We start from the raw sequence: 26,270 nt of genomic DNA, 5'->3' as shown, positions 1-26,270 counted from the left end.
GCCCCCATTCTCAGTGCCCGCCGAAGAAGGCGAACTTGGCGACGAACAGGCCCGCGATCACCCAGGTCGCCGCATGGACCTGCCCTGCCCGCCCCGTCAGCAGCTTGATCGCGGCATAGGATACGAAGCCGAAGGCCAGACCGTTCGCGATGGAATAGGTCAGCGGCATGGCGATCGCCGTCAGCACCGCGGGCGCGGCCTCGGTCACGTCGTCCCAGTCCAGCTCGGCCAGTTCGCGCAGCATCAGCGTGGCCACATACAGCAGCGCGGGCGCCGTCGCATAGGCCGGGACCGCCCCCGCCAGCGGCGCGAAGAACATCGCCAGCAGGAACAGCACGCCCACGACGACGGCGGTCAGCCCGGTCCGCCCGCCTGCCTGCACGCCCGACGCGCTCTCGACATAGGCGGTGGTCGAGGAGGTGCCCAGCATCGAGCCCAGGGTGATCGCGGTGGAATCCGCCATCAGCGCGCGGCCCAGGTTCGGGTCGCGGTCCGTGCCCTTGTCGCTGAGAAGGCCCGCGCGTTTCGCAACGCCGATCAGCGTGCCCGTGGCGTCGAAGACCTCGACCAGGACCATGACCAGGATCACCTGGAAGATCCCCGCCGTCAGCGCGCCCGCGATATCCAGTTGCAGGAAGGTCGGCGCGATCGGGGGCGGCATCGACACGATGCCCCCGAAGCTGCTGACGCCCAGCAGGATCGCGGCGATGGTGATGACCAGGATGCCGATCAGGATCGCGCCGCGCACCTTCAGCGCGTCCAGCGTCACGATCAGGAAGAAGCCCGCGATGGTCAGCGCCGTTCCGGGCGCGGTCAGCTCGCCCAGTCCCACCAGCGTGGTCGGGTTGTCCACTACGATCCCGGACGATTGCAGCGCGATGATCGCAAGGAACAGCCCGATCCCCGCCGCGATTGCGCTGCGCATGGATCCCGGGATGCCCCCGATCAGCCAGCGCCGGATGCCCGTCACCGACAGGATCAGGAAGACGATGCCGCTGATGAAGACCGCGCCCAGTGCCTGCTGCCAGGTGAAGCCCATGCCCGCCACGACCGTGAAGGCGAAAAAGGCGTTCAGGCCCATGCCCGGTGCCATCCCGATGGGCCAGTTGGCCCACAGCCCCATGATCAGCGACCCCGACGCCGCCGCCAGGCAGGTCGCCACGAAGACCGCGTCGCGGTCCATTCCGGTGCTGGACAGGATCTCGGGATTGACGAAGATGATGTAGGCCATCGTCAGGAAAGTGGTCAGACCGGCGATCAGCTCGGTCCGGATGCTGCTGCCCTTCTCGGCCAGCTTGAAGAAGTTCTGCATTGTCCCCCCTTGGCGGGTTCTGGGCCGCCCTTTCGGCGCAGCATGGGCGCAGGCAAGGGCTGTCTCAACCGACCCAGATGGCTCAAGTCTTTCCATGAAATCTTGAAAACCGGTCGATATTCGACGATTCGTTGATAGTGAATTTGGCAAAGCGGCGCTTGCACGCGCGCCTTATGCGCGATTTTGTGATGCCGCGACACCCCGAAGAACCGGAGATGAAGATGCGCTACAGCCGCGACCTGCGAGGATATGGCGAAACCCCACCCGATCCGCGTTGGCCGGGCAATGCGCGCATCGCCGTGCAGATCGTGCTGAATTACGAAGAGGGCGGCGAGAACAGCGTCGAACATGGCGATCAGGCCTCGGAGGCCTTCCTGTCCGAGATCATCGGCGCCCAGCCCTGGCCCGGACAGCGGCACTGGAACATGGAATCGATCTATGATTACGGGGCGCGGTCGGGCTTCTGGCGGATGCACCGGATGCTGAAGGACCTGCCCGTCACCGTCTATGGCGTGGCGACCGCGCTGGAACGCAGCCCCGAACAGGTGGCCGCAATGAAATCGGCCGGGTGGGAGATCGCGACCCATGGCCTGCGCTGGATCGATTACCGCGACGTTCCCCCCGAGATCGAGGCCGACCACATCGCCCGCGCGGTCGAGCTGCACCGGCAGGTGACCGGCGAACGCCCGCGCGGCTTCTACCAGGGGCGCTGTTCGATGAACACGATCCGGCTGGGCTGCGAGGAAGGCGGGTTCGAATACCTTTCCGACAGCATCGCCGACGAGCTGCCCTACTGGCACGAACACGATGGCGGCGCGCAGCTGATCGTGCCCTACACGATGGATGCCAATGACATGCGCTTCTCGTCGGGTCAGGGCTTCGGGACGGGCACGGATTTCTTCGACTATCTGCGCGACAGCTTCGACCTGCTCTATGCCGAAGGGGCGGCAGGTGCGCCCAGGATGTTCTCGATCGGGCTGCATTGCCGCCTTGCGGGCCGTCCGGGCCGCGCGATGGCGCTGCGGCGGTTCCTGGACCATGTGCAATCGCACGAGGGCGTCTGGTTCGCCACGCGGCTGGACATCGCACGGCACTGGGCCGCCGAACATCCCTGGCAGCCGCGCTTGCGCCCCTCGCGCATGGATCGCGCGGAATTCGTCGAACGCTTCGGCGGGATCTATGAACATTCGCCCTGGATCGCGGAACGCGTCTGGGATGCCGAGATGGGCGCCGTCCATGACAGTGCGGTGGGCCTTGCGGGCCGGATGGCGCAGGTTTTCCGGGCGGCTGGCGATGCCGAACGGCTGGGCGTCCTGCGCGCCCATCCCGACCTTGCGGGCAAGCTGGCGCAGGCCAGGCGCCTGACCGCCGACAGCACGTCCGAACAGGCAAGCGCCGGGCTGGATGCCCTGACCGATGCCGAACGCGCGGAATTCAACCGCGTGAACGAGGCCTATGTCGCGCGGCACGGCTTTCCCTTCATCATCGCCGTGCGCGACCATGACAAGGCCGGGATCATGTCCGCGATGCGGACCCGGCTGGACAACGACACCGAAACCGAACGCAGCACGGCCGAGGAACAGGTCGTGCGCATCGGAGAACTGCGCCTGAAGGAGGCCCTTGCATGAACGACCAGCCCCCGAAAGGTGCGCCCACGGGCGATATCGCGCAGATCAGCCAGCCGCATCACCCCAGCCCCTATGCCGGGCCCGTCGCCGGCCTGCCGCCGCAGGCCGGGCTGACGACCGACACCGCCGTCTTCACCGAAGCCTATGCCGTCATCCCGCGCACCGTCATGCGCGACATCGTGACGTCCTATCTTCCGGGTTGGCGCGGGATGCGGATGTGGATGCTGGCGCGACCGTTGTCGGGCTTTGCCGAGACTTTCAGCCAATACATCGTCGAACTGGCCGAGGGCGGCGGCTGCGACACCCCCGAGGACGACCCCGAGATCCAGCACGCCTTCTTCGTCACCGGCGGCGAGGTCTGCCTGACCATCGAGGGGACCGAGCATCTGCTGGGACCGGGCGGCTTCGCCTATGTCCCCCCCGGCACGCCTTGGACCCTGCGCAACACGACGCCGGGCAATACGGGCTTCCACTGGTGGCGCAAGCGCTGGCAGCCCGCCGCGGGGATCGACCGCCCCGATCCCATCGTGACGCGTGAACAGGACGTCGCGCCCTCGATGATGCCGGACACCGATGGCGCATGGGGCACGACGCGCTTCATGGATCCGGCCGATCTGCGCCACGACATGCATATCACGCTGGTCACCTTCCAGCCCGGCGGGTCGATCCCCTTTGCCGAGACGCATGTAATGGAACACGGCCTTTTCGTGCTGGAGGGCAAGGCCGTCTATCGCCTGAACCGCGACTGGGTCGAGGTCGGTCCGGGCGATTTCATGTGGCTGCGCGCCTTCTGCCCGCAGGCCTGCTATGCCGGCGGGCCGGGGCGCTTCCGCTACCTGCTCTACAAGGACGTGAACAGGCACGCCATGCTCTGGCCCAACCGCTAGGCCTTGGTGGCAGGCGCGGGCGGGGTGCGGGGCGCGGCGCGAAGCCGGGCCTCGCGCCAGGTGATATAGGTGATCGCGCCGATCATCATCCCGCCCCCCAGCATGACCCAGCCGTCCAACGGTTCGTGGAACAGGATCACGCCGACAAGGCTGGCCCAGACCAGCTGCAGGAAGGTGACGGGCTGCGTCACCGTCAGCGGCGCCGCAGCGAAGGCGCGGGTCATGCAGTAATGCCCCCCCGTGGCGAAAACCGCGACCAGCCCCAGCCACAGGACCTGCACCAGCGTCGGCTGCACCCATTGCGCAAGGGCCAAGGGCAGCAGGCCGATCGCGACGGTCAGCGACATCATCGCGACGACGACCGATGCGGGGACGCGTTCGCTCAGTCGCTTGGCGACCAGATAGGACGCGCCGAAGGCCAGCGCCGCGCCGACCTGAGACAGATGGCCCGGATCCAGCGGACGCAGCCCCGGACGCAGCACGACCAGCGCCCCCAGCAGTGCGACGCCCACCGCCGCGATCCGCCGCGCGGCCAGCTTCTCGCCCATGAACAGGGCCGCGCCGATGGTCACGATGATGGGGTTGAGAAAGCCGATCGCCGTCACCTCGGCCACGGTGATGCGCGACATCGCATAGAACCACGCCGTGACCGCCACGGTGTGCAATGCCCCCCGTGTCGCGATCAGCCCCCAGACGGGGCGTGGAAAGCCGCGGCGCAGTGCGGGCAGGATGACGGGCAGAAGGAAGATCAGCCCGATCACGAAGCGGATGAAGGCCGCCTGCGCGGCAGGCAGCGCCCCATCAAGGCCGCGCACGATGCTGTTCACCGTGACGAAGCACAGCCCCGTCAGCAGCATCCAGCCGATGCCGATCATGTCCCGGCGGTTCTGTGAAATATCCTGCATGATGTGCAACTGCCGCGTCCCGCGCCGCAAGGCAAGTTCTAACTGCGGGTCACGCGCCCCGGATCAGCTTCCATGCGATGGACCACATCAGCAGCGCGACCAGCGTATCTAGCACCCGCCAAGCGACCGGACGCGCAAAGACCGGTGCCAGGAACCGCGCCCCGTGGCCCAGCACCATGAAGAACAGCAGCGATCCCGTCATCGCACCCAGACCGAAGCCCCAGGGCTGCGGCCATTGCGCGGAAATGCCCCCCAGCAGCAGCACCGTATCCAGCCAGACATGCGGGTTCAGCCAGGTCAGCGCCGCGATCAGCGCCATGGCACCCCACAGTCCGCGATCCTGCCCCTCGGGGCGCAAGGTGCCGCCGCCGCGCCAGGCCGACAGCAGCGCCCGTGCGCCATAGGCCAGCAGAAAGATCACCCCGCCCCACCGCATCGCGCTGGCCAATGCCGGCGCGTGTTGCAGGATGCCGCCCATCCCCGCCACGCCAAGCGCGATAAGCAGCGCATCGGACAGCGCGCAGAACAACACGACCGGCATGACGTGCCGCCGCAGGATGCCTTGGCGCAGCACGAAGGCGTTCTGTGCCCCGATCGCCGCGATAAGCGAGATCCCGGTCCCCAGACCGCCGAAATAGGATGCAAGCATGACATCACCTCCGCGCTTGCCCTATCCTGTCCGTGTGATTAGAGTAACTGAAATATATTTAAGCAGATTAAGTTATACTCATGTTGGATTACCCCGCACTTGCCGCCCTGGCCGAAATCATCCGCCGGGGCAGCTTCGATGCCGCCGCCGCCGCGCTCGGAGTGACGCCCTCGGCCGTCTCGCAGCGCATCCGCAACCTCGAGGAACGGGCCGGGGCCGCCCTCATTGATCGCGGCCCGCCCGTGGCCCCGACCGAGGCCGGCGCAAGGCTGGCCGCGCATCTGGAAAACGTCCGCCTGATGGAGGCGATGATCGAGGGGGACGCAGCCCCCCATATCCGCATTGCGCTGAATGCCGACAGCCTGGCCAGCTGGGCGATGCCCGCGCTGCAGGCCGCGCCGGGGCTGCTGGACATCGTGATCGACGACCAGGACCATGCCGTCGACTGGCTTCGGCGCGGGCTGGTCGTGGCCGCGATCACCACGACCGGACGCCCCCTGCCCGGCTGCAACGCGGTGTTCCTGGGCCAGATGCGATATCGCGCGACCGCCAGCCCGGATTTCGTGGCCCGGCATTTCGATACCGGCATCCATGCATCCGCCATGACGCTGGCACCCAGCCTGTCCTTCAACACCAAGGACATGCTGCAGGAACAATGGGCGCGGCGCAAACTGGGCTGCGCGGTGACGCTGCCCCTGGTTCGCATCCCCTCGTCCGAGGCCTTTGCCGAGGCCACGCGGCGCGGGATGGGCTGGGGCATGAACCCCGATGCGCTGGTGGCGGACGATCTGGAAAACGGCGTGCTGGTCGATCTGGACCCGGACCTGCCGGTGGACGTGCCGCTCTATTGGCAGGCAAACCGGATGATGTCGGATGCGCTGCGCCCGCTCGAGGACGCGATGAAGAAGGCCGCCAGGGAGGCACTGCTTCCCTGACGGCCCGTATCGCGGTCGATGGCGCGGGCGCCCGCGGGGCGGTCACGCCCCGCCACCGCCTCCGGCCGGGGGCCGCGCAGATCACATCTGCGCGGCGATCTCCTCGGACAGATCGAAATTGCCGGTGACGTTCTGCACGTCGTCGTCGTCTTCCAGCGTATCGATCAGCTTCATCAGCTTCTGTGCCGTCTCGACATCGGTGATCTCGGTCGGGGCCTGGGGCTTCCAGATCAGCTTCGCGGTCTCGGATTCGCCCAGGGCGGCCTCCAGCGCGGTCGAGACCTCGTTCAGATCCGTATCCGCGCAGTAGATCCAGTGACCTTCGTCATCCGTCTCGACATCCGAAGCGCCCGCCTCGATCGCGGCCATCATCACGTCGTCGGCCTCGCCCGCCGACAGCGGATAGACGATCTCGCCCACGCGGTCGAACATGAAGCTGACCGAACCCGTCTGACCCAGATCGCCGCCCGCCTTCGCGAAATAGCTGCGCACGTTCGACGCGGTCCGGTTGCGGTTGTCGGTCATCGCCTCGACCACCAGCGCGATCCCGTTCGGGCCATAGCCCTCGTAGCGGATCTCCTCGTAGGTTTCGGCATCACCCCCGAGCGATTTCTTGATCGCACGGTCGATCACGTCCTTCGGGACGGATTTCGCCTTGGCTTCCTTGACCGCAAGGCGCAGGCGCGGGTTCTTCTCGGGATCGGGGTCGCCCATCTTGGCGGCCACGGTGATCTCTTTCGCCAGCTTGGAAAACAGCTTCGAGCGCGCGGCATCCTGCCGGCCCTTGCGATGCTGGATGTTGGCCCATTTGGAATGACCTGCCATATCGGGCGTCCTTCACGCTTCTTCGTCAAAATTGGAATCTGGCCTCGCTTGTAGTCCAGCCCGCCCACCCATCGCAAGCCGAGAGAACCCAAGCGCCATATCGGGCGTTTCGCGACATGTGGGTCGCCCTGCGACCCGGAAAGGGACAGATGACAATTCCGCAAATGACGTTGTTTTCGCTGCTGGGCGTGACCGTGGTTCTGATGATGTGGGGGCGGCTGCGCTACGATTACGTGGCCTTCGCTGCGCTGATGGCGGCGGTGCTGCTGGGCCTCGTGGAACCGGACCAGGCGTTTTCGGGCTTCGGCAATCCCACCACGGTCATCGTGGCGCTGGTGCTGGTGGCCACGGCGGGGCTGACGCGGTCGGGCGCGGTTGCCCGGCTGACGCGGCTTCTGTCGGCCCGCGATCGTGGCACCACGGGGCATGTGGCGCTGTTCGGGGCCGTGGGCGGGCTGTTGTCCGGGTTCATGAACAACATCGCCGCGCTGGCCATGCTGATGCCCGTGGACCTGCAGACGGCGCGCAAATCGCGGCGCGCCGCGGGCCTTACGCTGATGCCGCTGGCCTTCGCGACGATCCTCGGCGGCATGCTGACGCTGATCGGCACGCCGCCCAACCTGATCGTGTCGGGTTTCCGCGCCGATGTCGTGGGCGAGCCCTATCGCATGTTCGACTTCCTGCCCGTCGGCGGGGCCGTGGCCGTGGCGGGCATCACCTTCATCGCGCTGATCGGATGGCGCCTGCTGCCCCGCCGCGGGGATGAGGGCGCCGACAGTTCGGGCCCGCAGCGCCGCTATATCGCGCATCTGGTCGTGACCGATGCCAGCGGCCTTGCCGGCGGCACCGTCAGCGAGGCCCGGGCAGAGGCATCGGGCGCGCAGGCCCGCATCATCGGCCTGCGCCGACGCGGATCCGAACAGCGCGACAACCTGGACGATCTGACGATCGAGGCGGGCGACGTGCTGATCCTGCGCGCCGATCCGGCAGCGCTGGACGAATTTCGCGTGAACGCGCGGCTGGCCTTTCCCGACGGGCATTCCGAACCCCGCGCCCGCAAGGACAGCGAGGGGCAGCAACTGATCGAGGTGCTGATTCCGCGCACTTCGGACCTGATCGGGCGTTCCGCGCAGTCCTTCGGGCTGGCCAACCGCCATGACAGCATCCTGATGGGCCTGCGTCGCGGCGGCCTGACCCTGCGCGAGGACATCCTGCGCCGCCGCCTGCAATCGGGCGACCTGATGTTGCTGCTGACGCCCGAAAGCCGCATCGACGACCTGCTGCAGGCGACCTCGGTGCTGCGGATCGACGGCGCCAGCCTGCCCGTCCAGCGCGAGGGGCACATGACCTCGGCCGTGGCGATCTTCGTGCTGGCGGTGCTGGCCGCTACCTTCGGGCTGACGACCATGCCCATCGCGCTCGGCTGCGTGATCCTGGCCTATGTGGCCTTCGGCGTCCTCTCTCCCAGAGAGATCTACAATCACGTCGATTGGCAGGTGATCGTGCTTCTGGGCTCGATGATCCCCCTGGGGCTTGCGCTGGACGAGACCGGTGGCTCGGCCCTGATCGCCACGGGCATCGCCAGGTTGACCGAAGGCTACCCCGCATGGGCGGCGTTGGTCCTGCTGATGGCCGCGACGATGATGCTGTCGGACGTGCTGAACAACAACGCGACCGCGATCATCGCGGCCCCGGTCAGCATCCGGCTGGCGGAAACGCTGCAGGTTCAGCCCGACGCCTTCCTGATGGGGGTGGCCGTGGCCGCGTCCTGCGCCTTCCTGACCCCGATCGGCCACCAGAACAGCACGCTGATCCTGGGTCCCGGGAACTACCGTTTCGGGGATTACTGGCGCATGGGTCTGCCGCTCGAGATCATCGTGATGGTCGTCTCGGTCCCGCTGCTGCTGATCGTCTGGCCGCTCTAGGATGACAGCCCCCGCAAATGCAAACGCGGCCCCGCAGGGGCCGCGCATACATCATGCCGGTCGTGTCGAAATGCCGGTCGTGCCGAAGGCTTACAGCCCGGCAGCACCGCCCAGGATGCGACGGACTTCGCTTTCGCGGGTCATGCCGCGCTCGGCCAGTTCCTCGTCGCTGAAACGGCTCAGCCGGTCCAGTGCGCGCATCTGCGGGCTTGCCTCGGCCAATGCGACCATGGCCCGGCCCAGGGCGCGGAAAGGCGCCAACAGCATGGCGGCGCTGAAGTCGTTGGTCTTGCTTTCGGCAGAAACGATCGATGCCATGTGGAAACTCCTTGCGAATACCAAAGTGTTTCCTCCCCTGCCGACAAGATCGTATCTGGGGGCGCGGGATACAACAGCCGATGCTGCATGGCAGCATTGCATCCCGCGCGATGCGGCGGTCACAGCGGCCAGATCACCGGGATCAGCAGCGATGCCACCACGCCCATCAGCAGGTTCAGCGGCAGCCCCACCTTGATGAAATCGGCAAAGCGGTATCCGCCCGGGCCATAGACCAGCGTGTTGGTCTGATACCCGATCGGCGTGGCGAAGCTGGCCGAGGCGCCCATCATCACCGCGATCACCAGCGGACGCGGATCGACCCCCAGCGTATGGCCCAGGCTGATCGCCACCGGGGTCACGATGACGGCGACGGCGTTGTTGGTCACCGTCTCGGTCAGGGTGGTCGCCAGGATGTAGACCGCCAGCACCAGACCCCAATGCGGCAGGGTCATCAGCCAGGGCGCGACCTGATCCACGACCAGCTGCACGGCGCCGCTGCGTTCAAGCCCCGCCCCCACCGCCAGCATGGCGAAGATCAGCGCCATCAGGCGACCGTCCACGAAGGACAGCGCCTCGTCGGCATCGATGCAGCGCGTGCCAAGCACGACCGCCACCCCGATGAAGGCCAGAAGCAGGATCGGGGCGACCTCGAATGCGGACAGAAGGACGACGCCGACCAGCGTGGCGACCACGATGGGGGCGTGCTTGCGGCGGAAGGCGCGATCGGACGGTGCGCTGACCTCGACCATGTCCATGTCGCTGGACAGGCGCTGGATATCCTCCTGCGCGCCTTCCAGCAGCAGCGTGTCGCCCACGCGCACGACCAGATCGTCCAGCTGACGACCGATATTCTGGTTCTTGCGATGCGCGGCCAGCACATAGACGCCGTAGCGGCGGCGAAGACGCATCGAGCCCAGGCTGCGGCCCACCATGTGGCAGCCCGGCGTGATCAGCACCTCGACCGTGGTGGTCTGGACCGAGCTGAGCTTGTCCACCATGCGCAGTTCCTTGTGGGACTGCAGGCCCAGAACCTCGGACATGGGAGTGCGCAGGACGACACGGTCGCCTTCCTCCAGCTGCACGCCGTCCAGATCGCGACGCAGCGAGGCATCGCCCCGCAGCACGTCGATGACGCGGGCGCTGTCGCGGGCGAAGATGTCCACATCCTCCAGCGCCCTGCCGATCAGCGAGGAACCCTCGGGGATCGCGACCTCGGTAAAAAACTTGGCCTTGCTGCGCCCCGACAGAAGCTGCGACATCGAATCGCGGTCCGGCAGGACGCGCGGCGCGACGATCAGCAGATAGGTGACGCCCACGATGGCCATGGGCATGCCGACCCAGGTGATCTCGAAGATCGTGAAATGCTCCATCCCCGATGCGCGGGCCACGCCGTCCACCAGAAGGTTGGTCGAGGTGCCGATCAGCGTCATCGTTCCGCCCAGGATCGACAGGTAGGACAACGGGATCAGCAGCTTCGAGGGACTCTTGCCCATCTCCTTGGCCAGACGCATGAAGATCGGCATCATCACGACGACCAGGGGCGTGTTGTTCACGAAGGCCGACATGGTGCAGACCACGACGCTGATGCTGGCCAGGGTCAGCATCGGGTGATCGCTTGCATGATGCGCGGCCCGGTTGCCGATCCAGTCCAGCGCCCCCGTCCGCACCAGACCGCCCACGATGATGAACATGAAGGCGATGGTCCAGGGGGCCGAGTTCGAAAGCACCCCGGCCACGTCGTCCACCCGCAGGACGCCCAGCAGAAGCAGCGCGACCGCGCCAAGGATCGCCGTCACCTCGGGGGGATATGTTTCCCGGATGAACAGGGTCAGCATGCCGATGATGATGAGGATCGTCACGACTGCGGCAGTATTTCCTGCCAACTCGAATCCGAACATTTAGTACCCGTTCCTGGGCGGGGCAGCGCCCCGCATCGCCGCATCTTGCGCCGGATGGCGGGGCCGCCGCAAGATGTCACGCACGTTCCGCAACGCAGTGTCACCGCCATGCCGCGGCCTTGATCAGGCGCAGCTGTCGCCGTGGGTCTGCGCCAGGCGTCCGCCCATGCGCACGGCCTCGATCCGCTTGGCCATGCCGCTGCGATCGTCCGTCTCCACCAGCACGCCTGACAGGGTGCCCGGCCCCTCGGCGGGGGTGAAGCGGTCGCGCGGCATTCCGGTGACGAAGCGGCGCATCGGCTCGGTCTTTTCCATCCCGATGACGCTGTCGTAATCCCCGCACATGCCCGCATCGGTCATGTAGCCGGTGCCGCGCGGCAGGATCTGCGCATCGCCCGTAGGGATATGGGTATGGGTGCCCACGACCAGGCTGGCGCGCCCGTCGCAGAAATGCCCCATGCCCATCTTCTCGCTCGTGGCCTCGGCGTGGAAATCGACCAGCACGGCCTGGACCATGCCGCCCGGCGGATGGGCCCGCAGCACCGCGTCCAGGGCCGAGAACGGATCGTCATAGGGGCGCGACATGAAGACCTGTCCCAACCCCTGGGTGATCAGCGCCTTGCGGCCGCGTGCGTCCGACACGATGGTCGACCCCCGGCCCGGCGCGTCCTTGGCATAGTTCAGCGGCCGAACGATCCGAGGTTCGCGGTCGATATAGGTCAGCATGTCCTTCTGATCGAAGGCGTGATCGCCAAGCGTCAGGCAATCCGCGCCCGCATCCAGCAGCAGTTGCGCATGCCCCGCCGTCAGCCCGCGACCGCCGCTGCTGTTTTCGGCGTTCACCACGACCAGGTCGGCCTTCAGCTGCGCGCGCAGCCCGGCCAGGTTTTCCGTGATGGCACGCCGCCCCGAGCGGCCCATCACATCGCCAAGAAAGAGGATTTTCATGCCGCCCTGCTACGCCATCGCCACGGTTTGCTCAAGACGCCATGGTCACCCGGATCCGCACGGCTACCGCGTGCCTGCCGGGATCATGCCGACGGCCGTTCAGAGAAGGTGATAAGGATATATCTGACCAGCGCTTTCGTGGACGATCAGGATAGGGCGAGAGACATCCCCCTGGATGCCGATCCTCTGCTGACCGTCGTTCCGCCGAAGGGACCGAAAGGCGATCTTTGCCGACGACATCCCCACGCATTCGTTCCAGGTTCAGAACCTCGATGCGGGATGGAAGAAGCCGACCGGGCCAAGCGTGGGGTCCGTCTCCGAGCCGGGCCCCGTATCGATGGCCGTCTTCGACGACACCCGCGGCATCCTGATCCAGTCGATCGAGATGACATCCGCTGCCTGAACGGCACCCCGATACCGGAAACCGGGTGCCGTTCAGCGCCCACGCCGCTTGGCCCCGTCAAATGGCAGGCCGATCTGCCGGCGAACGCGATCGTTCGGATGTGCGGGGCGACCGCAGACAGGGCATGGCGCCCCGAACGCCGATGTCACCAGATCACATGGGGATGGTGCCGGCTGAGGGATTTGAACCCCCGACCCCCTGCTTACAAGGCAGACGCTCTACCACTGAGCTAAGCCGGCGAACCGGGTTCCGCGATAACGCGGGATGCGCGCTTTCGCAAGCCGTCACGCGCAGATCCGAAGTTGGTGCGTGCCAGAAAACCCACCGCCAGCAGCCCCACGGCCATGACCAGCAGGGCCGCGGGCGCGGCATTGCCCAGATCCTCGAGGCTGGCGCGTTCATGGGTGCGCGTGGCCAGCGTCTCGAAGTTGAAGGGCCGCAGCAGCAGCGTGGCGGGCAGTTCCTTGACGCAATCGACGAAGACCAGCAGCAGCCCCGCCCCCACCGATCCGCGCATCAGCGGCAGATAGACCGCGCGCAGCACGCCCCCCTCGCCGCGCCCAAGCGACCGCGCCGCCATCGGCAGCGAAGGCGAGACCCGCGTGAAGGCCGCGTCGATCGCCCCCTGTCCGATGGCGAAGAAACGCACGACATAGGCCAGCACGATCGCCGTGCCCGTGCCGGTCAGGATCAGCCCCGGATCGCTGCCAGTCAGCGCAAGCCAGGCATCCGCCACGCGGTGATCCAGCGCGGCCAGCGGGATCAGGATGCCCACGGCCAGCACGGCCCCCGGCGCGGCATAACCGACCGTCGTCACCGGCATCAGCAGGCGCGGCAGGCGGCTGGCCGACAGCCGGGCGCCATAGACCATGACCAGGGCCAAGGCGACCGTCACCACAGCCGCCACGGCCCCCAGCCACAGCGTGTTGATCGTCGCATCGAACAGCCCCGGCGTGATCCAGCCCTGCGGATAGGCCAGCGCATGGCGCAGGATCACCCCCACCGGCAGCGCAAAGCCCAGGGCCACCGGAAAGGCGCAGACCAGCATCGCGATGATGCCGCCCGCGCCCCGCAACCGCGTGCGCGCCACGGGCCGCGACTGCCGCGCGGTCTGATGATACCGGGCATGGCGGCGGGCAAAACGTTCGGCCAGGGCCAGCAGGATCACGATCAGCAGGATCGCGCAGGCGATCTGGGCCGCCCCGCCGGCATTGCGACGCTCCAACCAGGTGGTGAAGATGCCGGTGTTCAGCGTCTGCACCCCGAAATAGCTGACGACGCCGTAATCGGCCACGGCCTCCATCATGGCGATGGCCGCGCCCGCGACGATGGCAGGGCGGGCCAGCGGCAGACCCACGCGGGCGAACAACCCCCAGGGCCCGGTGCCCAGGGCGCGCGCGACCTCGAAGGCGCTGCCGGATTGCTCGGTCAGCGCCACGCGGGTCAGAAGATAAACATAGGGATATTGCGCGGCCCCCATCACGATCACCGCCGCCGGGGCCGACCGGATGCGCGGGAACCAGTAATCCTGCGCATTGGTCCAGCCGAACCAGCCCCGCAGCGCCATCTGGACCGGCCCGGAATAATCCAGGAAATCCGCCAGCGCATAGGCCCCCACATAGGCCGGGACCGCCAGCGGCATCAGCAGCGCCCATTGCAGCACGCGCCGCCCGGGAAAATCGTGCATCGCGATCAGCCACGCGGTCCCCGCCCCCATCACCGCCGCAAGCAGCCCCGTCCCGGCCGCAAGCCACACCGTATTCAGGAAGTAGCGCGGCATGACCGTGGCCATCAGGTGCGGCCAGATGTTCTCGGTCGGGTTCGCGGCAAGCCAGGCGACGGCCAGGATCGGCAGCAGCACGCCTGCCGCCACCAGGATCGCGGCCAGCGACCACCCCTGTCTCAGGATGCGGCGCGTGGGCCTGGGCGGTCGGGGGGCATCGGCGGGCTTGTCATGCGTCGGGGTCATGGCGCCGATCTAGCGCCAAAGCAATTTGACTGTCCACGCCCGAAGACTATTCTGCGGCGCAACGGGCATCCCCGAAGGTGCCGCAGGAAAAAGATGGGGCGCGGGACGACGGATGCAGATGGTCTATCACTTGGGCGTTCACGCCACCGACGGCGACAGGCTGCTGCGAACGCTGCTGGACAATCGCGACCAGTTGCACAAGGCGGGCACCGAGATCGTCGCCCCCGAGCGCCACAAGGACATCTTCGACGAGGCGCTTCAATCGCTTGCGGGGGGAAGCTCGACCCCCGAGATGGAACAGATCATGCTGGATGCGATGCTGGACGGCGACAATCCGCAGCGCGTGATCATGTCGACCGCCACCTTCATGGGCGCCTATGGCCGCGTGGTGGGCCGCGAGGGGCTCTATCCCCAGATCGGGCGGCGGGCGGCGGCGCTGACGCGGCTGTTCCCCTCGGCCCGGACCGAGTTCTTCGTGGCGATCCGCAACCCGGCGACGCTGTTGTCCGATGTACTGCCGCTGTTCGCGGGGGGCGACTATACCGAGCTGATGCAGGGGAACCAGCCGCAGACCCTGCGCTGGCGCGATGCGATCCAGCGGTTGGTGGCATCGGTGCAGGGCCGCCGCATCGTCATCTGGTGCCACGAGGACGTGCCGCTGATCTGGCCCGAGATCATCCGCTTGGTCGCGGGCGCAGGGCCGGATGTCACACTGACGGGCGGGTCGTCCTATATCCACGAGCTGCTGACGGATGACGGGGTCGCGAAACTTCGCGATGCCATGTCCAGCCAGGACCGGTTGTCGGTATCGCGCAGGCGCGAACTGTTTGCCGAGGCCATCGCCGCCGATGCGCAAGAGGATGCGCTGGACCAGTCGGTCGATCTGCCGGGTTGGACGCAGGAGGTCGTCGATCAGGTGACTGAGACCTATCGCGCCGACGTGGCCGAGATCGCGGTCCTGCCGGGGGTGGAATTCATCCTGCCCTGACCTGACCGCAAGGGTCGCCCGGCCTTTGGCGGCCGGGCGGGCAGGTCAGCCCATTCCCAGTGCCTGCTTGTACATCTCGAGGATGGCTTCCTCTTCGGCGATGTCGTCGCGGTCGCGTTTGCGCAGGGCGATGATCTTCTTCATCACCTTGGTATCATAGCCGCGGGCCTTCGCCTCGCCCATGATTTCCTTCTGGCGTTCGGCGATGTCCTTCTTCTCGGCTTCCAGCTGCTCGAATTGCTCGATGAACTGGCGCAGCTCTTCTGCTGCGACGCCGTAAGCCTGATCGTCCTGCATCGGTTCGTCCCCATACTGCTTGCGCCACGGGTGTTAGGCGGTCTTGCCCCGACGTGCAATCGCCGCTAGGGCCGATGCTCGGGCAACCCCATGCCGCAGGAGGATGCGATGACCATGTACGACTGGCTGATCTGGATCGGCGCCGCCCTGACCGTGACCGGCCTTGCCGGAATCGTCTGGTGCATCGCGACCGTGGCCCGCGCCCGCAAGGCGGGCCTCGACGACGAGGGCCTGCGCCTTCGCATGCGCAAGGTGCTGGCCGTGAACATGGGTGCGCTGGCGTTTTCCACCATCGGGCTGATGATGGTCGTCGTGGGCGTGATGCTGGCGCCCTGAACGCCCCTCTTGATTCATTCATAGATATGAATATCTATGAACCATAACGGTTCATAGGGGTGCTTTCATGGAATCCGATTGGATTGCCGGCCTGATCGGCGGGCTGATGATCGGCGGCGCTGCCGCGATCTATCTTCTGGGCAATGCGCGCATCATGGGCGCAAGCGGCATCATCAGCGGGTTGCTGGACGTGGCCGCCACGCCCGCCTGGGCCGAGCGTGCGATCTTCGCGGCCGCACTGATCGCGACGCCCGCGATCCTTGTGCGGTCGGGCATGGGCGATGCCAGCCCCGCCATCGCGGGCACGGGGGTCATGATCCTTGCGGGGCTGCTGGTCGGGTTCGGCACGAGGTTGGGCAATGGCTGCACGTCCGGGCACGGCGTCTGCGGGATATCGCGCATGTCGCGCCGCGGGATCGTCGCCACGCTGACCTATCTTCTGACGGGGGGCATCGCCGTGATCGTCGCGCGCATGCTGGGGTGGTCGTGATGCTGCGTCTTATGATTGCCGCGCTGGCCGGCGGGCTGTTCGGCGCCGGGCTGCTGATATCGGGCATGACCGACCCGGCCAAGGTCCGCGGGTTCCTCGACGTCTTCGGCACATGGGATCCGACCCTGGCCTTCGTCATGGGCGGCGCGATCCTGCCCATGGCCATTGCATGGCGCGTCGCGGCGCGCCGGAAAAGGGCCGTCACCGGCCACGACCTGCCCAATCCCCCGCAGGGGCCTGTCGACGGGCGCCTGATCGCGGGCTCGGCCATGTTCGGCGCGGGCTGGGGTCTGGCGGGTCTCTGCCCCGGACCGGCCATGGCTTCGTTGGGCTTCGGCGGTCCGGCCTTCGTGACATTCTTCGTCGCGATGGTTACAGGCATGGCAGTGTTCAAGGCATGGGACGGGCGAAGATGAAGGCACTGATCCAACGCGTGTCCGAAGCCTCGGTCGAGGTCGACGGGCAGATCACCGGCAGCATCGAGGCGGGGCTTCTGATACTGGTCTGCGCGATGCAGGGCGACGATGCGGCCGAGGCGCGCAAGCTGGCCGCGCGCGTGGCCAAGCTGCGCATCTTTCGCGACGATCAGGATCGCATGAACCGGTCGCTGCTGGATATGGGCGGCGACGCGCTGGTCGTCAGCCAGTTCACCCTTGCCGCCGATACGCGCAGCGGGAACCGCCCGGGCTTTTCCCGCGCCGCGCCGCCGGACGAGGGGCGCGCCCTCTACGAGGCGTTCGTCCAGGCGATGGGCGATCAGGGCGTGGCGACCCGGACGGGCATCTTCGGCGCCGACATGAAGGTGCGTCTGTTGAACGACGGTCCCGTCACCATCTGGATGGACAGCCTCGAGCGCGCTTGACTTCCGGGCCGCACTGCCCCATCTGATGCACAGTCTGAACCCGCTGCCGCGTGAGCAGCGCAACGTATGTTGCCCGGTCCAGGCGAATTTTCCGGTTTCCCATCACGCGGGGAGGCTTGCGGGACCCTCGTCTTCCGCCCGCACCCTTGCCACATGTCGTCCGATGGGCGACCACGAACCCGTGCCTTATTCGAGGGTGCGCGGGTTGAGAAAGAAACTGATGAACCAGTCCGATACCCGCCGCCGCCCCCGTCGCGGCAAGCCCACCGATCATGTCGCCGCCAATGACGGCCGCCGCGCCCCCTCGCGCGATCCGCTGCCCGAAGGTCCGTTCTTCGACATGGGCATCGATGCGCGCATCAACGCGAACATCGCCGCCATGGGCCTGACGAACCCCACGCCGATCCAGGCGCAGGGCATCCCCCATGTGGTCGAGGGCCGCGACGTGCTGGGCCTGGCCCAGACCGGCACCGGCAAGACGGCGGCCTTCGGCCTGCCCATGCTGACGCGCCTGATCAAGTTCGGCAAGAAGCCCGATCCGCGCACCTGCCGCGCGCTGATCCTGGCCCCCACCCGCGAACTGGCCACCCAGATCGCCACGAATATCGACGCCTATGCCGAAGGCACGCCGATCCGCAGCTTCCGCGTCGTCGGCGGTGCGTCGATCAACGTGCAGACCGAACGCATGTCCAAGGGCGTCGACGTGCTGATCGCCACGCCGGGTCGCCTGATGGACCTGATCGAGCGTCGCGCCATCGACCTGTCGGCCACCACCTATCTGGTGCTGGACGAGGCCGACCAGATGCTGGACATCGGCTTCATCCACACCCTGCGCAAGATCGCCCGGATGCTGCCGCAGGAACGTCAGACGCTGATGTTCTCGGCCACCATGCCGAAGCTGATGCAGGAACTGTCGGACACCTATCTGACGAACCCCGCCAAGGTTGCGGTGAACCCTCCAGGTCAGGCCGCCAAGAAGATCGAGCAGGGCGTCCACTTCACACCCCAGGGCGACAAGGCGACGCTGCTGTCGGAATACATGTCCAAGCATGTGGGCGAACTGGCGATGGTCTTCGGCCGCACCAAGCACGGCTGCGAGAAGCTGGCCAAGCTGCTGGACAAGTGGGGCTTCAAGGTCGCCGCGATCCACGGCAACAAATCGCAGGGCCAGCGCGAGCGTGCGCTTGCCTCCTTCCGCGCCGGTGAGACGCATGTCCTGGTCGCCACCGATGTCGCCGCACGGGGTCTCGACATTCCCGAGGTCGCGCATGTCTACAACTACGACCTGCCCAACGTCCCCGAGAACTATGTCCACCGGATCGGCCGGACCGCGCGTGCGGGCCGCGAGGGTCGCGCCGTGGCCTTCTGCGCACCCGCCGAGATGGGCGAGCTGCGCGCCATCGAGAAGGCGATGAAGACCCAGATCAACGTGATCGGCGGTCACCCCTGGACCGCACCCCCGGCCGAGCCCAAGCGCGGCGGTCGCGGTGGCGGTCGCCCGCCCCAGGGCGGCAACAAGCGCCCCACGCGCCGTCCGGGCAACGCCCCCAAGCGCTAAGACACTCAGACAAGCCGCGGGCATCCCCCGCGGCTTTCGCTTGAGCAGCCCGTCCCGCGCGGCTATCTGCTGGCGCCATGGCGAAGCTCTATTTCAACTACTCCACGATGAATGCCGGCAAGAGCACCTTGCTGCTGCAGGCATCCTACAACTATCGCGAACGCGGGATGGACACGCTGCTGCTGACGGCGGCGCTGGACGACCGCGCGGGCGCGGGGCGCATCGCCAGCCGCATCGGCATCGGCGCGGATGCGACGGTCTTCGGCCAGTCCACCGACCTCTTCGCGCTGATTTCCGAACACGGCACCGGCTGCGCCTGCATTTTCCTGGACGAGGCGCAGTTCCTGACCCGCGAACAGGTCTGGCAGCTGGCCCGCGTGGCCGACGATCTGAAGATCCCCGTCATGTGCTATGGCCTGCGCGTCGATTTCCGGGGCGAGCTGTTCCCCGGATCGGCCGCACTTTTGGCCCTGGCCGACGACATGCGCGAGGTGCGCACCATCTGCCATTGCGGGCGCAAGGCCACCATGGTCGTGCGCAAGGACGACCAGGGCCGGGCCATCACCGAAGGCGCGCAGGTGCAGGTCGGCGGGAACGAGACCTATGTCTCGCTCTGCCGCAGGCACTGGCGCGAGGCGATGGCCGAGTGAAACCCGATCAAATCTGTGCATCAATCCCCTGCCCCGCGTTGCGGCGCGGCGGGGCATGATGTAACCATCGGCGCAAACATGCGAAGGGACTTCAAGATGCGCGCATTCCTGCTTCTGGGCGCGGCCGTGCTGGGCTTGGCGGCCCCCGCGCAGGCCTTCGACACCAACGCGAAGGCCGCGTGGGTCTTCGACGTTCAGACCGGCACCGTGCTGATGGAAAAGAATGCCGAGACGCCGATCCCGCCCGCGTCGATGTCCAAGCTGATGACGCTCTACATGCTGTTCGAGGCGATCGAGGAAGGCCGCGTCCAGCTGGACACGCAGCTTCCCGTCTCGACCCGCGCGCGGCAGATGGGCGGATCGACGATGTTCCTCAACGAGCTGGACCGCCCCACGGTCGAACAGCTGATCAAGGGCATCATCGTGCTGTCGGGCAACGATGCCTGCGTCGTCGTGGCCGAAGGCCTTGCCGGGACCGAGGAGGCCTTTGCCCGCCAGATGACCGAACGCGGCAAGCAGATCGGGCTGGAACATTCCTCGTTCCGCAACGCGACCGGCTGGCCCAATCCCGAACACCGCATGTCGGCCGAGGATCTGGGCCGCCTTGCGCGCCTGCTGATCCAGAAATTCCCCGAATACTACCAGTATTTCGGTCTGGCCGAATACCGCTTCGACGATCGCGCACCGGCCAACCGTTTCAACCGCAACCCGCTGCTGCGGCTGGGCATCGGGGCAGACGGCCTCAAGACCGGCCATACCCAGGAAGCAGGCTATGGCCTGGTGGGGTCGGCCAAGCAGGATGACCGCCGCGTCATCTTCGTCATCAGCGGGCTTGAAACCGACGACGCCCGCGCAGAAGAGGCCGAACGCATCGCGCAATGGGCCTTCCGCCAGTTCACGATGCAGAACCTGGTTCCCGCGGGCGAAACCGTGGTCGAGGCCCCCGTCTGGCTGGGCACCGCCACCCGCGTGGGCCTGACGACCGAAAACGGCGTGAACGTCCTCGTGCCGGCGGGCGCGCAGGATCAGGTGGATGTGCAGGTCGTCTATGACAGCCCCCTTCCCGCGCCCATCGCCAAGGGCGACAAGCTGGGCGAACTGGTCGTGACCATCCCCGGCACGCGCGACACCGTGACCCCGCTGGTCGCCACCGCCGACGTCCCCGAGGCGGGCTTCCTCGGGCGGCTGAAGGGCGCGGTGATGCAGCTGGGCCAACGCGCCATCGACGCCGTCACCGGCTGATGCTGATCAGCTTCGAGGGCATCGACGGCTGCGGCAAGAGCACGCAATCGCGCCTTCTGGCCGATGCGCTGACCGCCGAGGGTCGCGAGGTCGTCCTGACCCGCGAACCCGGCGGCAGCCCCGGCGCCGAGGAGATCCGCCGCCTTCTGGTCGAGGGGGCGGGCGAACGCTGGTCCCCCGAGACCGAGTGCCTGCTGTTCACCGCGGCCCGCCGCGACCACATGGAACGGCTGATACGCCCCGCGCTGGATGCGGGCCGGACGGTCATCACCGACCGCTTCGCCGACAGCACGCGCGTCTATCAGGGTGCGGCGCGCGGCGATCTGCGGGTGCTGGTCGATCAGCTGCACGGTCTGATGATCGGCACCGAACCCGCCCGCACCTTCGTGATCGACATCGACCCCGAGACCGGGCTTGCCCGCGGCCAGGCGCGTGGCGGCCCCGAGGACCGGTTCGAGAGCCTGGGCCTCGGCTTCCAGCAGCGGCTTGCGCAGGGTTTTCGGGCGCTTGCCGCCGAATATCCCGACCGCGTGCGCCTGATCGACGGACGCGGCACCCCCGAACAGGTCGCGGCCCGCGTCAGGCAGGCCCTGTGAAGACCGAGATCGCGGATATCCCCGAGGCCGACCGCGTTCCGGGTGCGCCTCATCCCCGCCACGCGCCGCGCGTGCTGGGCCATGATGCCGCGATCGCATCATTCACCGAAGCCGCGCTGTCCAACCGCCTGCATCACGCCTGGATGCTGACCGGGCCGCGCGGGGTGGGCAAGGCGACGCTGGCCTGGGCCATGGCACGCTGGCTGATCTCGGGCGGCAGCAGCCCCGATCTGCGCACCGATCCCGACAGCCCCGAGATCCGCCGCATCGCATCGCTTGCCGAACCCCGCCTGCAGTTGATCCGCAGGCCCTGGGACGACAAGGCCGGGCGGCTGTCCGCGCAGATCACCGTGGACGAGATCCGCAAGCTGCTGTCCTTCTTCCACCTGTCATCCGCCGAAGGGGGACGCCGGGTCGCGATCATCGACGCGGCCGACGACATGAACCCCCAGGCCGCGAACGCGCTTCTGAAGGTACTGGAGGAACCGCCCGCCGATGCGGTCATCCTGATCGTCGCGCATCAGCCCGCGGGCCTGCTGCCCACGATCCGGTCGCGCTGCCGGACGCTGCGGCTGCAATCGCTGAACCCCGGCCAGATGGCGCATATCCTGACCGACATGGGCATCGACGAGGATGCCGAGGCGCTGTCGGCATTGTCCGACGGTTCCGTGGGCGAGGCGCTGCGCCTTGCGGGCCAGGACGGGCTGGACCGATACCAGGAGCTGGTGGACCTGTTCGCGACGCTTCCGCGCATGGACCGGCTGGCAGCATCGAAATTCGCGGATGGCGCGGCGGGTCGCGCCACCGCGACGGGCGATCCGTTCGACCTGACCATCACGGTGATCGACCGTTTCCTGACGCGGCTTGCGCGCGCGGGACTGATGGGTGCGCCCCTGCCCCAGGCCGCGCGGGGCGAAGGCGCGCTGATGGCGCGGCTGTCGGCCGACGACATGGCCGCGCGGGCATGGGCCGATGCGCAGGCGCGGCTGTCCGCGCGGGCGCGCGCCGGTCGGGCGGTCAACCTTGACCCTTCCGCGCTGGTCATGGATATGGTGCTGGAGCTTGCGCAGCTGCCGCCCGCCCAATCCGCCCCGCCCCATCCGTAGCAACAGACAAGGGACAGCCCATGCAGGATACGGCCCCGGCCCCCATCGTCGACAGTCACTGCCATCTCGATTTTCCGGATTTCGACGGCGAACATGACGCGCTTCTGGAACGTGCCCGCGCGGCGGGCGTGACGCGGATGGTGACGATCTGCACGAAGCTGCGGCTGGAACCGCAGGTGCGTGCCCTGGCCGAGGCGCATGAAGGCGTCTTTTATGCAGCGGGCACCCATCCGATGAGCGTTGCGGACGAGCCGATGGCGACGGTCGATCAGCTGGTCGCGCTGGCACAGCATCCGAAATTCGTGGGCATCGGGGAAACCGGGCTGGATTATCACTATACCGCCGAAAGCGCGCGCGCGCAGCAGGAAAGCCTGCGCATCCATATCGAGGCCGCGCGCCGGACGGGCCTGCCGCTGATCATCCATGCCCGCGACGCCGATGACGACATGGCCCGCATCCTGACCGAGGAACACCGCGCGGGCGCATATGATTGCGTGATGCACTGCTTCAGCTCCTCGGCCGGGCTGGCCCATGCGGCGCTGGATCTGGGCTTCTACCTGTCGATGTCGGGGATCGCGGCCTTCCCGCGGTCCAAGGACCTGCGAGAGATCTTCGCCGCCACCTCCATCGACCGCATCCTGGTGGAAACCGACAGCCCCTACCTTGCGCCGCCGCCCCATCGCGGCAGACGCAACGAGCCCGCCTATGTCGCCAGGACCGCCGCCGTCGGGGCCGAAGTCTTCGGGCTGGACTATGCCGAGTTCGCGGCGCGGACGACCGCCAATTTCGACCGGCTGTTCGCGAAGGCCGCATCGTGATCCGCGCGACGATCCTCGGCTGCGGATCGTCGGGCGGCGTGCCGCGGCTGGGGAACCGGTGGGGCGCCTGCGACCCGTCCGAGCCGAAGAACCGTCGCCGCCGTTGTTCCCTGCTGGTCGAACGCGACGGACCAGGCGGCACGACCCAGGTGCTGATCGACACCGGCCCCGACCTGGTTCCGCAGCTGCTGGACGCGGATGTGGCGACGCTGGACGGGGTGGTCTTCACCCATGCCCATGCCGATCACTGCCACGGCATCGACGATCTGCGTCAGCTGGTCTACAACGCGCGGCGCATCCTGCCGGTCTGGGCCGACCGCCCCACCGCCGATGCGCTGGTCGAACGCTTCGCCTATGTCTTCCAGACGCCCGAGGGCAGCCAGTATCCCCCCATCTGCGACCTGAACCTGATCGAGGGGCAGATCACCATCGACGGCCCCGGTGGCCCGGTCACGCTGATCCCCTTCCGCGTCCAGCATGGCGACATCACCGCGCTCGGGTTCCGGATCGGGGGGCTGGTCTATCTGCCCGACGTGTCCGCGATCCCGGATGCCGCCTGGCCGCTGATCAAGGATGCGCCCGTCTTCATCATCGACGCGCTGCGACATGAACCCCATCCCAGCCACGCCCATCTGGACCTTGCGCTGGAATGGATCGCGCGCGCCCGCAATCCGCGCGCCGTGCTGACGAACATGCATATCGACATGGACTATGCCGCCGTGGGTCGCGCGACGCCCGACCACGTCCTGCCCGCCTTCGACGGCATGGTGATCGAGACCGACAGCAACCCACCGGAGCTTGTGCACGCATTATGAGCGCCCTCTTCACGATCATCCTTCCCGTGTTCCTCATCGTCGGGTTCGGCTACCTCGTGGCGCGGTTGGGATGGTTCAAGGAAGGGGCGGTCGACGGGCTGATGACCTTCGCCCAGAACTATGCCGTGCCGACGCTGCTTTTCGCCTCGATCGCGCGGCTTGATATCGGCTCGGAATTCCGCCTGCCTTTGCTGCTGCCCTTCTATGTCGGCGCCTTCGCCAGCTTCGGCCTGGGCTGGGCCGCCGCGCGATACATGTTCGGGCGGCCCGCAATGGACAGCGTGGCGATCGGCTTCGTCTGCCTCTTCTCGAACTCGCTGCTGCTGGGGGTGCCGATCACCGAACGGGCCTATGGGCCCGAAGCGCTGACCGGGAACTGGGCGATCATCTCGATCCATTCGCCGATGCTCTATACTTTCGGGATCACGGTGATGGAGTTCACGCGCGCCCGCGGCCAGAACCTGTCGATCGGGCGCGTGGCGCTGCGGGCGGTCAGCGGTGTGCTGCGCACGCCGATGGTGATCGGCATCATGGCCGGGATGGCGATGAACGTGCTGATCCACGCGGGGCTTGTCATGCCGCAGGGGTTCTGGGACGCGGTCGACATGATCGCGCGGGCCGCCCTGCCCGCCGCGCTGTTCGGGCTGGGCGGCATCCTGCACCGCTATCGCCCAGAAGGCGACATGGCGACCATCGCGATGTGCTGCGTGGCCAGCCTGATCCTGCACCCTGCCATCACCTTCGGGCTGGGGCATCTGTTCGGGCTGGACGTGGCGGGGATGCGGTCGGCGGTGATGACGGCGGCGATGTCGCCGGGGGTGAACGCCTATCTCTTTGCCAACATCTATGGCGTGGCCAAGCGTGTGGCGGCTTCGACCGTTCTTGTCGCCACGGCGGCCTCGATCCTGACGATCTGGATGTGGCTGGCGATCCTTCCCTGACCGCCAGTCGCCGTTTCAGTGCGGGGTGACGCCCCGGATGCGTTCGGACCGCCGCCGCAGCAGTTCCACCGTGGTCAGCAACGCGATCGAGAAGACCACCAGCAGCGTGGCGACCGCCAGGATCGCCGGGCTGATCTGTTCGCGGATGCCGTTCCACATCTGGCGCGGAATGGTCTGCTGATCGGGCCCGGCGATGAACAGCACGGCCACGACCTCGTCGAAGGACGTGACGAAGGCGAACAGCGCCCCCGAGATCACGCCGGGCAGGATCAGCGGCATCGTCACCCTGAAGAAGGTCCGCCGCGGGCTGGCCCCGAGCGATGCGGCCGCACGGTTCAGCGATTGGTCGAACCCCACCAGCGTCGCCGTCACCGTGATGATGACAAAGGGGATCCCAAGCGTCGCATGTGCGAAGATCACCCCTAGATAGGTGCCGGCCAGGCGCCCGCATTGCGGGTCCAGCCCGAACAGGGTCAGCAGCTCGCACGGGTTCGAGTAGAAGAAGAACATCCCCGTCGCCGTGATGATCAGCGGCACGATCATGGGAGAGATCAGGATCGCCATGATCGCCCGCCGGAACGGCATTTCCGGGCGCGACAGGCCAAGCGCGGCCAGCGTTCCCAGCACCGTGGCAAGGATGGTCGAGAAGACCCCGATGATGATCGAGTTCTTGGCCGCCTGCACCCATTTCGCATTGGCCCATGCATCGCCCCACCAGGACAGGTCGCGCGGACCGTCCGGCGCCGTCATCCCGAAGGTCAGCAGGCTGTCGTACCAGCGCATGCTGTACCCCTCGGGGTCAAATTCCAGCATCTTGTCGGTGAAGGTGAAATAGGGCTCGGCGTTGAAGGACAGCGGGATGATCACCACGATCGGCGCGATCAGGAAGAAGAAGATCGCCGCGCAGATCGCGATATAGGCGTAGTGCCAGATCCGCTCGAGCGGGGTCGCATAGGTCGGAACTGCCAT

General features: G+C 67.2%; 27 protein-coding genes and 1 tRNA gene. 17 read left to right on the top strand and 11 right to left on the bottom strand.

The genetic code is table 11. The annotated features are described in order from the left end of the window. Positions 1-10 precede the first annotated feature (10 nt). Entirely contained in the window at positions 11-1,312 is a 1,302-nt protein-coding gene (locus KO490_RS02955; protein WP_216017912.1) for an NCS2 family permease, read from the bottom strand. A gap of 221 nt (positions 1,313-1,533) precedes the next feature. Between KO490_RS02955 and puuE the strand changes: the two genes are divergently transcribed. Continuing rightward, entirely contained in the window at positions 1,534-2,940 is a 1,407-nt protein-coding gene (gene puuE / locus KO490_RS02950) for an allantoinase PuuE (RefSeq protein ID WP_371822266.1), read from the top strand. Beyond that, the gene (locus KO490_RS02945; protein WP_216017910.1) at positions 2,937-3,827 is read left to right on the top strand and encodes a bifunctional allantoicase/(S)-ureidoglycine aminohydrolase; all 891 of its coding nucleotides are present in this window, start codon (positions 2,937-2,939) and stop codon (positions 3,825-3,827) included. The genes puuE and KO490_RS02945 overlap by 4 nt, the downstream gene beginning before the upstream one ends. Here KO490_RS02945 and KO490_RS02940 read toward each other — a convergent pair. Both KO490_RS02940 and KO490_RS02935 read right to left on the bottom strand, forming a co-directional pair. After that, complete coding sequence (locus KO490_RS02940) at positions 3,824-4,732, bottom strand: DMT family transporter (RefSeq protein WP_216017909.1); 909 nt, start codon at positions 4,730-4,732, stop codon at positions 3,824-3,826. The genes KO490_RS02945 and KO490_RS02940 overlap by 4 nt on opposite strands. 49 nt (positions 4,733-4,781) lie before the next feature. Further along, positions 4,782-5,381, bottom strand: coding sequence for a LysE/ArgO family amino acid transporter (locus tag KO490_RS02935; RefSeq protein ID WP_216017908.1), 600 nt, complete (start codon positions 5,379-5,381; stop codon positions 4,782-4,784). Positions 5,382-5,461: 80 nt separating this feature from the next. On the opposite strand from KO490_RS02935, the gene KO490_RS02930 reads away from it, so the two are divergent. After that, positions 5,462-6,316, top strand: coding sequence for a LysR family transcriptional regulator ArgP (locus tag KO490_RS02930; protein ID WP_216017907.1), 855 nt, complete (start codon positions 5,462-5,464; stop codon positions 6,314-6,316). A gap of 81 nt (positions 6,317-6,397) precedes the next feature. On the opposite strand, the gene KO490_RS02925 is transcribed toward KO490_RS02930, so the two are convergent. Further along, positions 6,398-7,141, bottom strand: coding sequence for a YebC/PmpR family DNA-binding transcriptional regulator (locus tag KO490_RS02925; protein WP_216017906.1), 744 nt, complete (start codon positions 7,139-7,141; stop codon positions 6,398-6,400). A 149-nt stretch (positions 7,142-7,290) separates the two neighbouring features. Between KO490_RS02925 and KO490_RS02920 the strand changes: the two genes are divergently transcribed. Then, on the top strand, positions 7,291-9,066 hold the full coding sequence (locus KO490_RS02920) for an SLC13 family permease (protein WP_216017905.1): 1,776 nt from the start codon (positions 7,291-7,293) through the stop codon (positions 9,064-9,066). Positions 9,067-9,156: 90 nt separating this feature from the next. Here KO490_RS02920 and KO490_RS02915 read toward each other — a convergent pair whose 3' ends face one another. The 5 genes from KO490_RS02915 to KO490_RS02890 form a co-directional block, all read right to left on the bottom strand. After that, positions 9,157-9,384, bottom strand: coding sequence for a DUF1127 domain-containing protein (locus KO490_RS02915; protein WP_216017904.1), 228 nt, complete (start codon positions 9,382-9,384; stop codon positions 9,157-9,159). A 119-nt stretch (positions 9,385-9,503) separates the two neighbouring features. Next, the gene (locus KO490_RS02910; protein WP_216017903.1) at positions 9,504-11,282 is read right to left on the bottom strand and encodes an SLC13 family permease; all 1,779 of its coding nucleotides are present in this window, start codon (positions 11,280-11,282) and stop codon (positions 9,504-9,506) included. Between the two features lie 123 nt (positions 11,283-11,405). Further along, positions 11,406-12,230, bottom strand: a complete 825-nt coding sequence (locus KO490_RS02905; protein ID WP_216017902.1) for a TIGR00282 family metallophosphoesterase — start codon at positions 12,228-12,230, stop codon at positions 11,406-11,408. Between the two features lie 567 nt (positions 12,231-12,797). After that, positions 12,798-12,872, bottom strand: a tRNA-Thr gene (locus KO490_RS02895). Continuing rightward, the gene (locus KO490_RS02890; RefSeq protein WP_216017901.1) at positions 12,863-14,602 is read right to left on the bottom strand and encodes an iron ABC transporter permease; all 1,740 of its coding nucleotides are present in this window, start codon (positions 14,600-14,602) and stop codon (positions 12,863-12,865) included. The genes KO490_RS02895 and KO490_RS02890 overlap by 10 nt, the downstream gene beginning before the upstream one ends. Before the next feature lie 118 nt (positions 14,603-14,720). Between KO490_RS02890 and KO490_RS02885 the strand changes: the two genes are divergently transcribed. Further along, entirely contained in the window at positions 14,721-15,590 is an 870-nt protein-coding gene (locus KO490_RS02885) for a hypothetical protein (protein WP_252726984.1), read from the top strand. Between the two features lie 45 nt (positions 15,591-15,635). Here the strand turns inward: KO490_RS02885 and KO490_RS02880 are convergent, their stop codons facing one another. Beyond that, positions 15,636-15,887: a DUF2312 domain-containing protein gene (locus KO490_RS02880; protein WP_216017899.1), complete on the bottom strand. Its 252-nt coding sequence runs from the start codon at positions 15,885-15,887 to the stop codon at positions 15,636-15,638. A 108-nt stretch (positions 15,888-15,995) separates the two neighbouring features. Between KO490_RS02880 and KO490_RS02875 the strand changes: the two genes are divergently transcribed. From KO490_RS02875 to KO490_RS02820, 12 genes are all read left to right on the top strand, one after another. After that, a complete protein-coding gene (locus KO490_RS02875; protein WP_216017898.1) occupies positions 15,996-16,223 on the top strand; it encodes a hypothetical protein in 228 nt (75 codons plus the stop codon). Positions 16,224-16,290: 67 nt separating this feature from the next. Continuing rightward, positions 16,291-16,713, top strand: a complete 423-nt coding sequence (locus KO490_RS02870; protein WP_216017897.1) for a YeeE/YedE family protein — start codon at positions 16,291-16,293, stop codon at positions 16,711-16,713. Beyond that, positions 16,713-17,129 carry a DUF6691 family protein gene (locus KO490_RS02865; protein ID WP_216017896.1) on the top strand — a complete coding sequence of 139 codons (417 nt, stop codon included), beginning with the start codon at positions 16,713-16,715 and terminating at the stop codon, positions 17,127-17,129. Before KO490_RS02870 ends, KO490_RS02865 begins: the two co-directional genes overlap by 1 nt. Continuing rightward, the gene (gene dtd / locus KO490_RS02860) at positions 17,126-17,575 is read left to right on the top strand and encodes a D-aminoacyl-tRNA deacylase (protein WP_216017895.1); all 450 of its coding nucleotides are present in this window, start codon (positions 17,126-17,128) and stop codon (positions 17,573-17,575) included. The genes KO490_RS02865 and dtd overlap by 4 nt, the downstream gene beginning before the upstream one ends. A 340-nt stretch (positions 17,576-17,915) precedes the next feature. Next, a complete protein-coding gene (locus tag KO490_RS02855; protein WP_216018093.1) occupies positions 17,916-19,133 on the top strand; it encodes a DEAD/DEAH box helicase in 1,218 nt (405 codons plus the stop codon). A gap of 77 nt (positions 19,134-19,210) precedes the next feature. Continuing rightward, complete coding sequence (locus KO490_RS02850) at positions 19,211-19,783, top strand: thymidine kinase (protein WP_216017894.1); 573 nt, start codon at positions 19,211-19,213, stop codon at positions 19,781-19,783. 96 nt (positions 19,784-19,879) lie between these two features. Beyond that, complete coding sequence (locus KO490_RS02845) at positions 19,880-21,025, top strand: D-alanyl-D-alanine carboxypeptidase family protein (RefSeq protein ID WP_216017893.1); 1,146 nt, start codon at positions 19,880-19,882, stop codon at positions 21,023-21,025. Further along, positions 21,025-21,621 carry a dTMP kinase gene (gene tmk / locus KO490_RS02840; RefSeq protein ID WP_216017892.1) on the top strand — a complete coding sequence of 199 codons (597 nt, stop codon included), beginning with the start codon at positions 21,025-21,027 and terminating at the stop codon, positions 21,619-21,621. Before KO490_RS02845 ends, tmk begins: the two co-directional genes overlap by 1 nt. Next, the gene (locus KO490_RS02835) at positions 21,618-22,727 is read left to right on the top strand and encodes a DNA polymerase III subunit delta' (RefSeq protein ID WP_303462993.1); all 1,110 of its coding nucleotides are present in this window, start codon (positions 21,618-21,620) and stop codon (positions 22,725-22,727) included. The genes tmk and KO490_RS02835 overlap by 4 nt, the downstream gene beginning before the upstream one ends. 20 nt (positions 22,728-22,747) lie before the next feature. Continuing rightward, positions 22,748-23,545: a TatD family hydrolase gene (locus tag KO490_RS02830; RefSeq protein WP_216017891.1), complete on the top strand. Its 798-nt coding sequence runs from the start codon at positions 22,748-22,750 to the stop codon at positions 23,543-23,545. Further along, complete coding sequence (locus KO490_RS02825; RefSeq protein WP_216017890.1) at positions 23,542-24,360, top strand: MBL fold metallo-hydrolase; 819 nt, start codon at positions 23,542-23,544, stop codon at positions 24,358-24,360. Before KO490_RS02830 ends, KO490_RS02825 begins: the two co-directional genes overlap by 4 nt. Next, a complete protein-coding gene (locus KO490_RS02820) occupies positions 24,357-25,301 on the top strand; it encodes an AEC family transporter (RefSeq protein ID WP_216017889.1) in 945 nt (314 codons plus the stop codon). Before KO490_RS02825 ends, KO490_RS02820 begins: the two co-directional genes overlap by 4 nt. A 15-nt stretch (positions 25,302-25,316) precedes the next feature. Here KO490_RS02820 and KO490_RS02815 read toward each other — a convergent pair whose 3' ends face one another. After that, a complete protein-coding gene (locus KO490_RS02815) occupies positions 25,317-26,270 on the bottom strand; it encodes an ABC transporter permease (protein WP_216017888.1) in 954 nt (317 codons plus the stop codon).

It is taken from the genome of Paracoccus sp. C2R09 (assembly GCF_018860625.1).
Lineage (GTDB): Bacteria > Pseudomonadota > Alphaproteobacteria > Rhodobacterales > Rhodobacteraceae > Paracoccus.
Note: the sequence above shows the minus strand (reverse complement) of the source record. Positions and strands in the feature narration are given on the sequence as shown.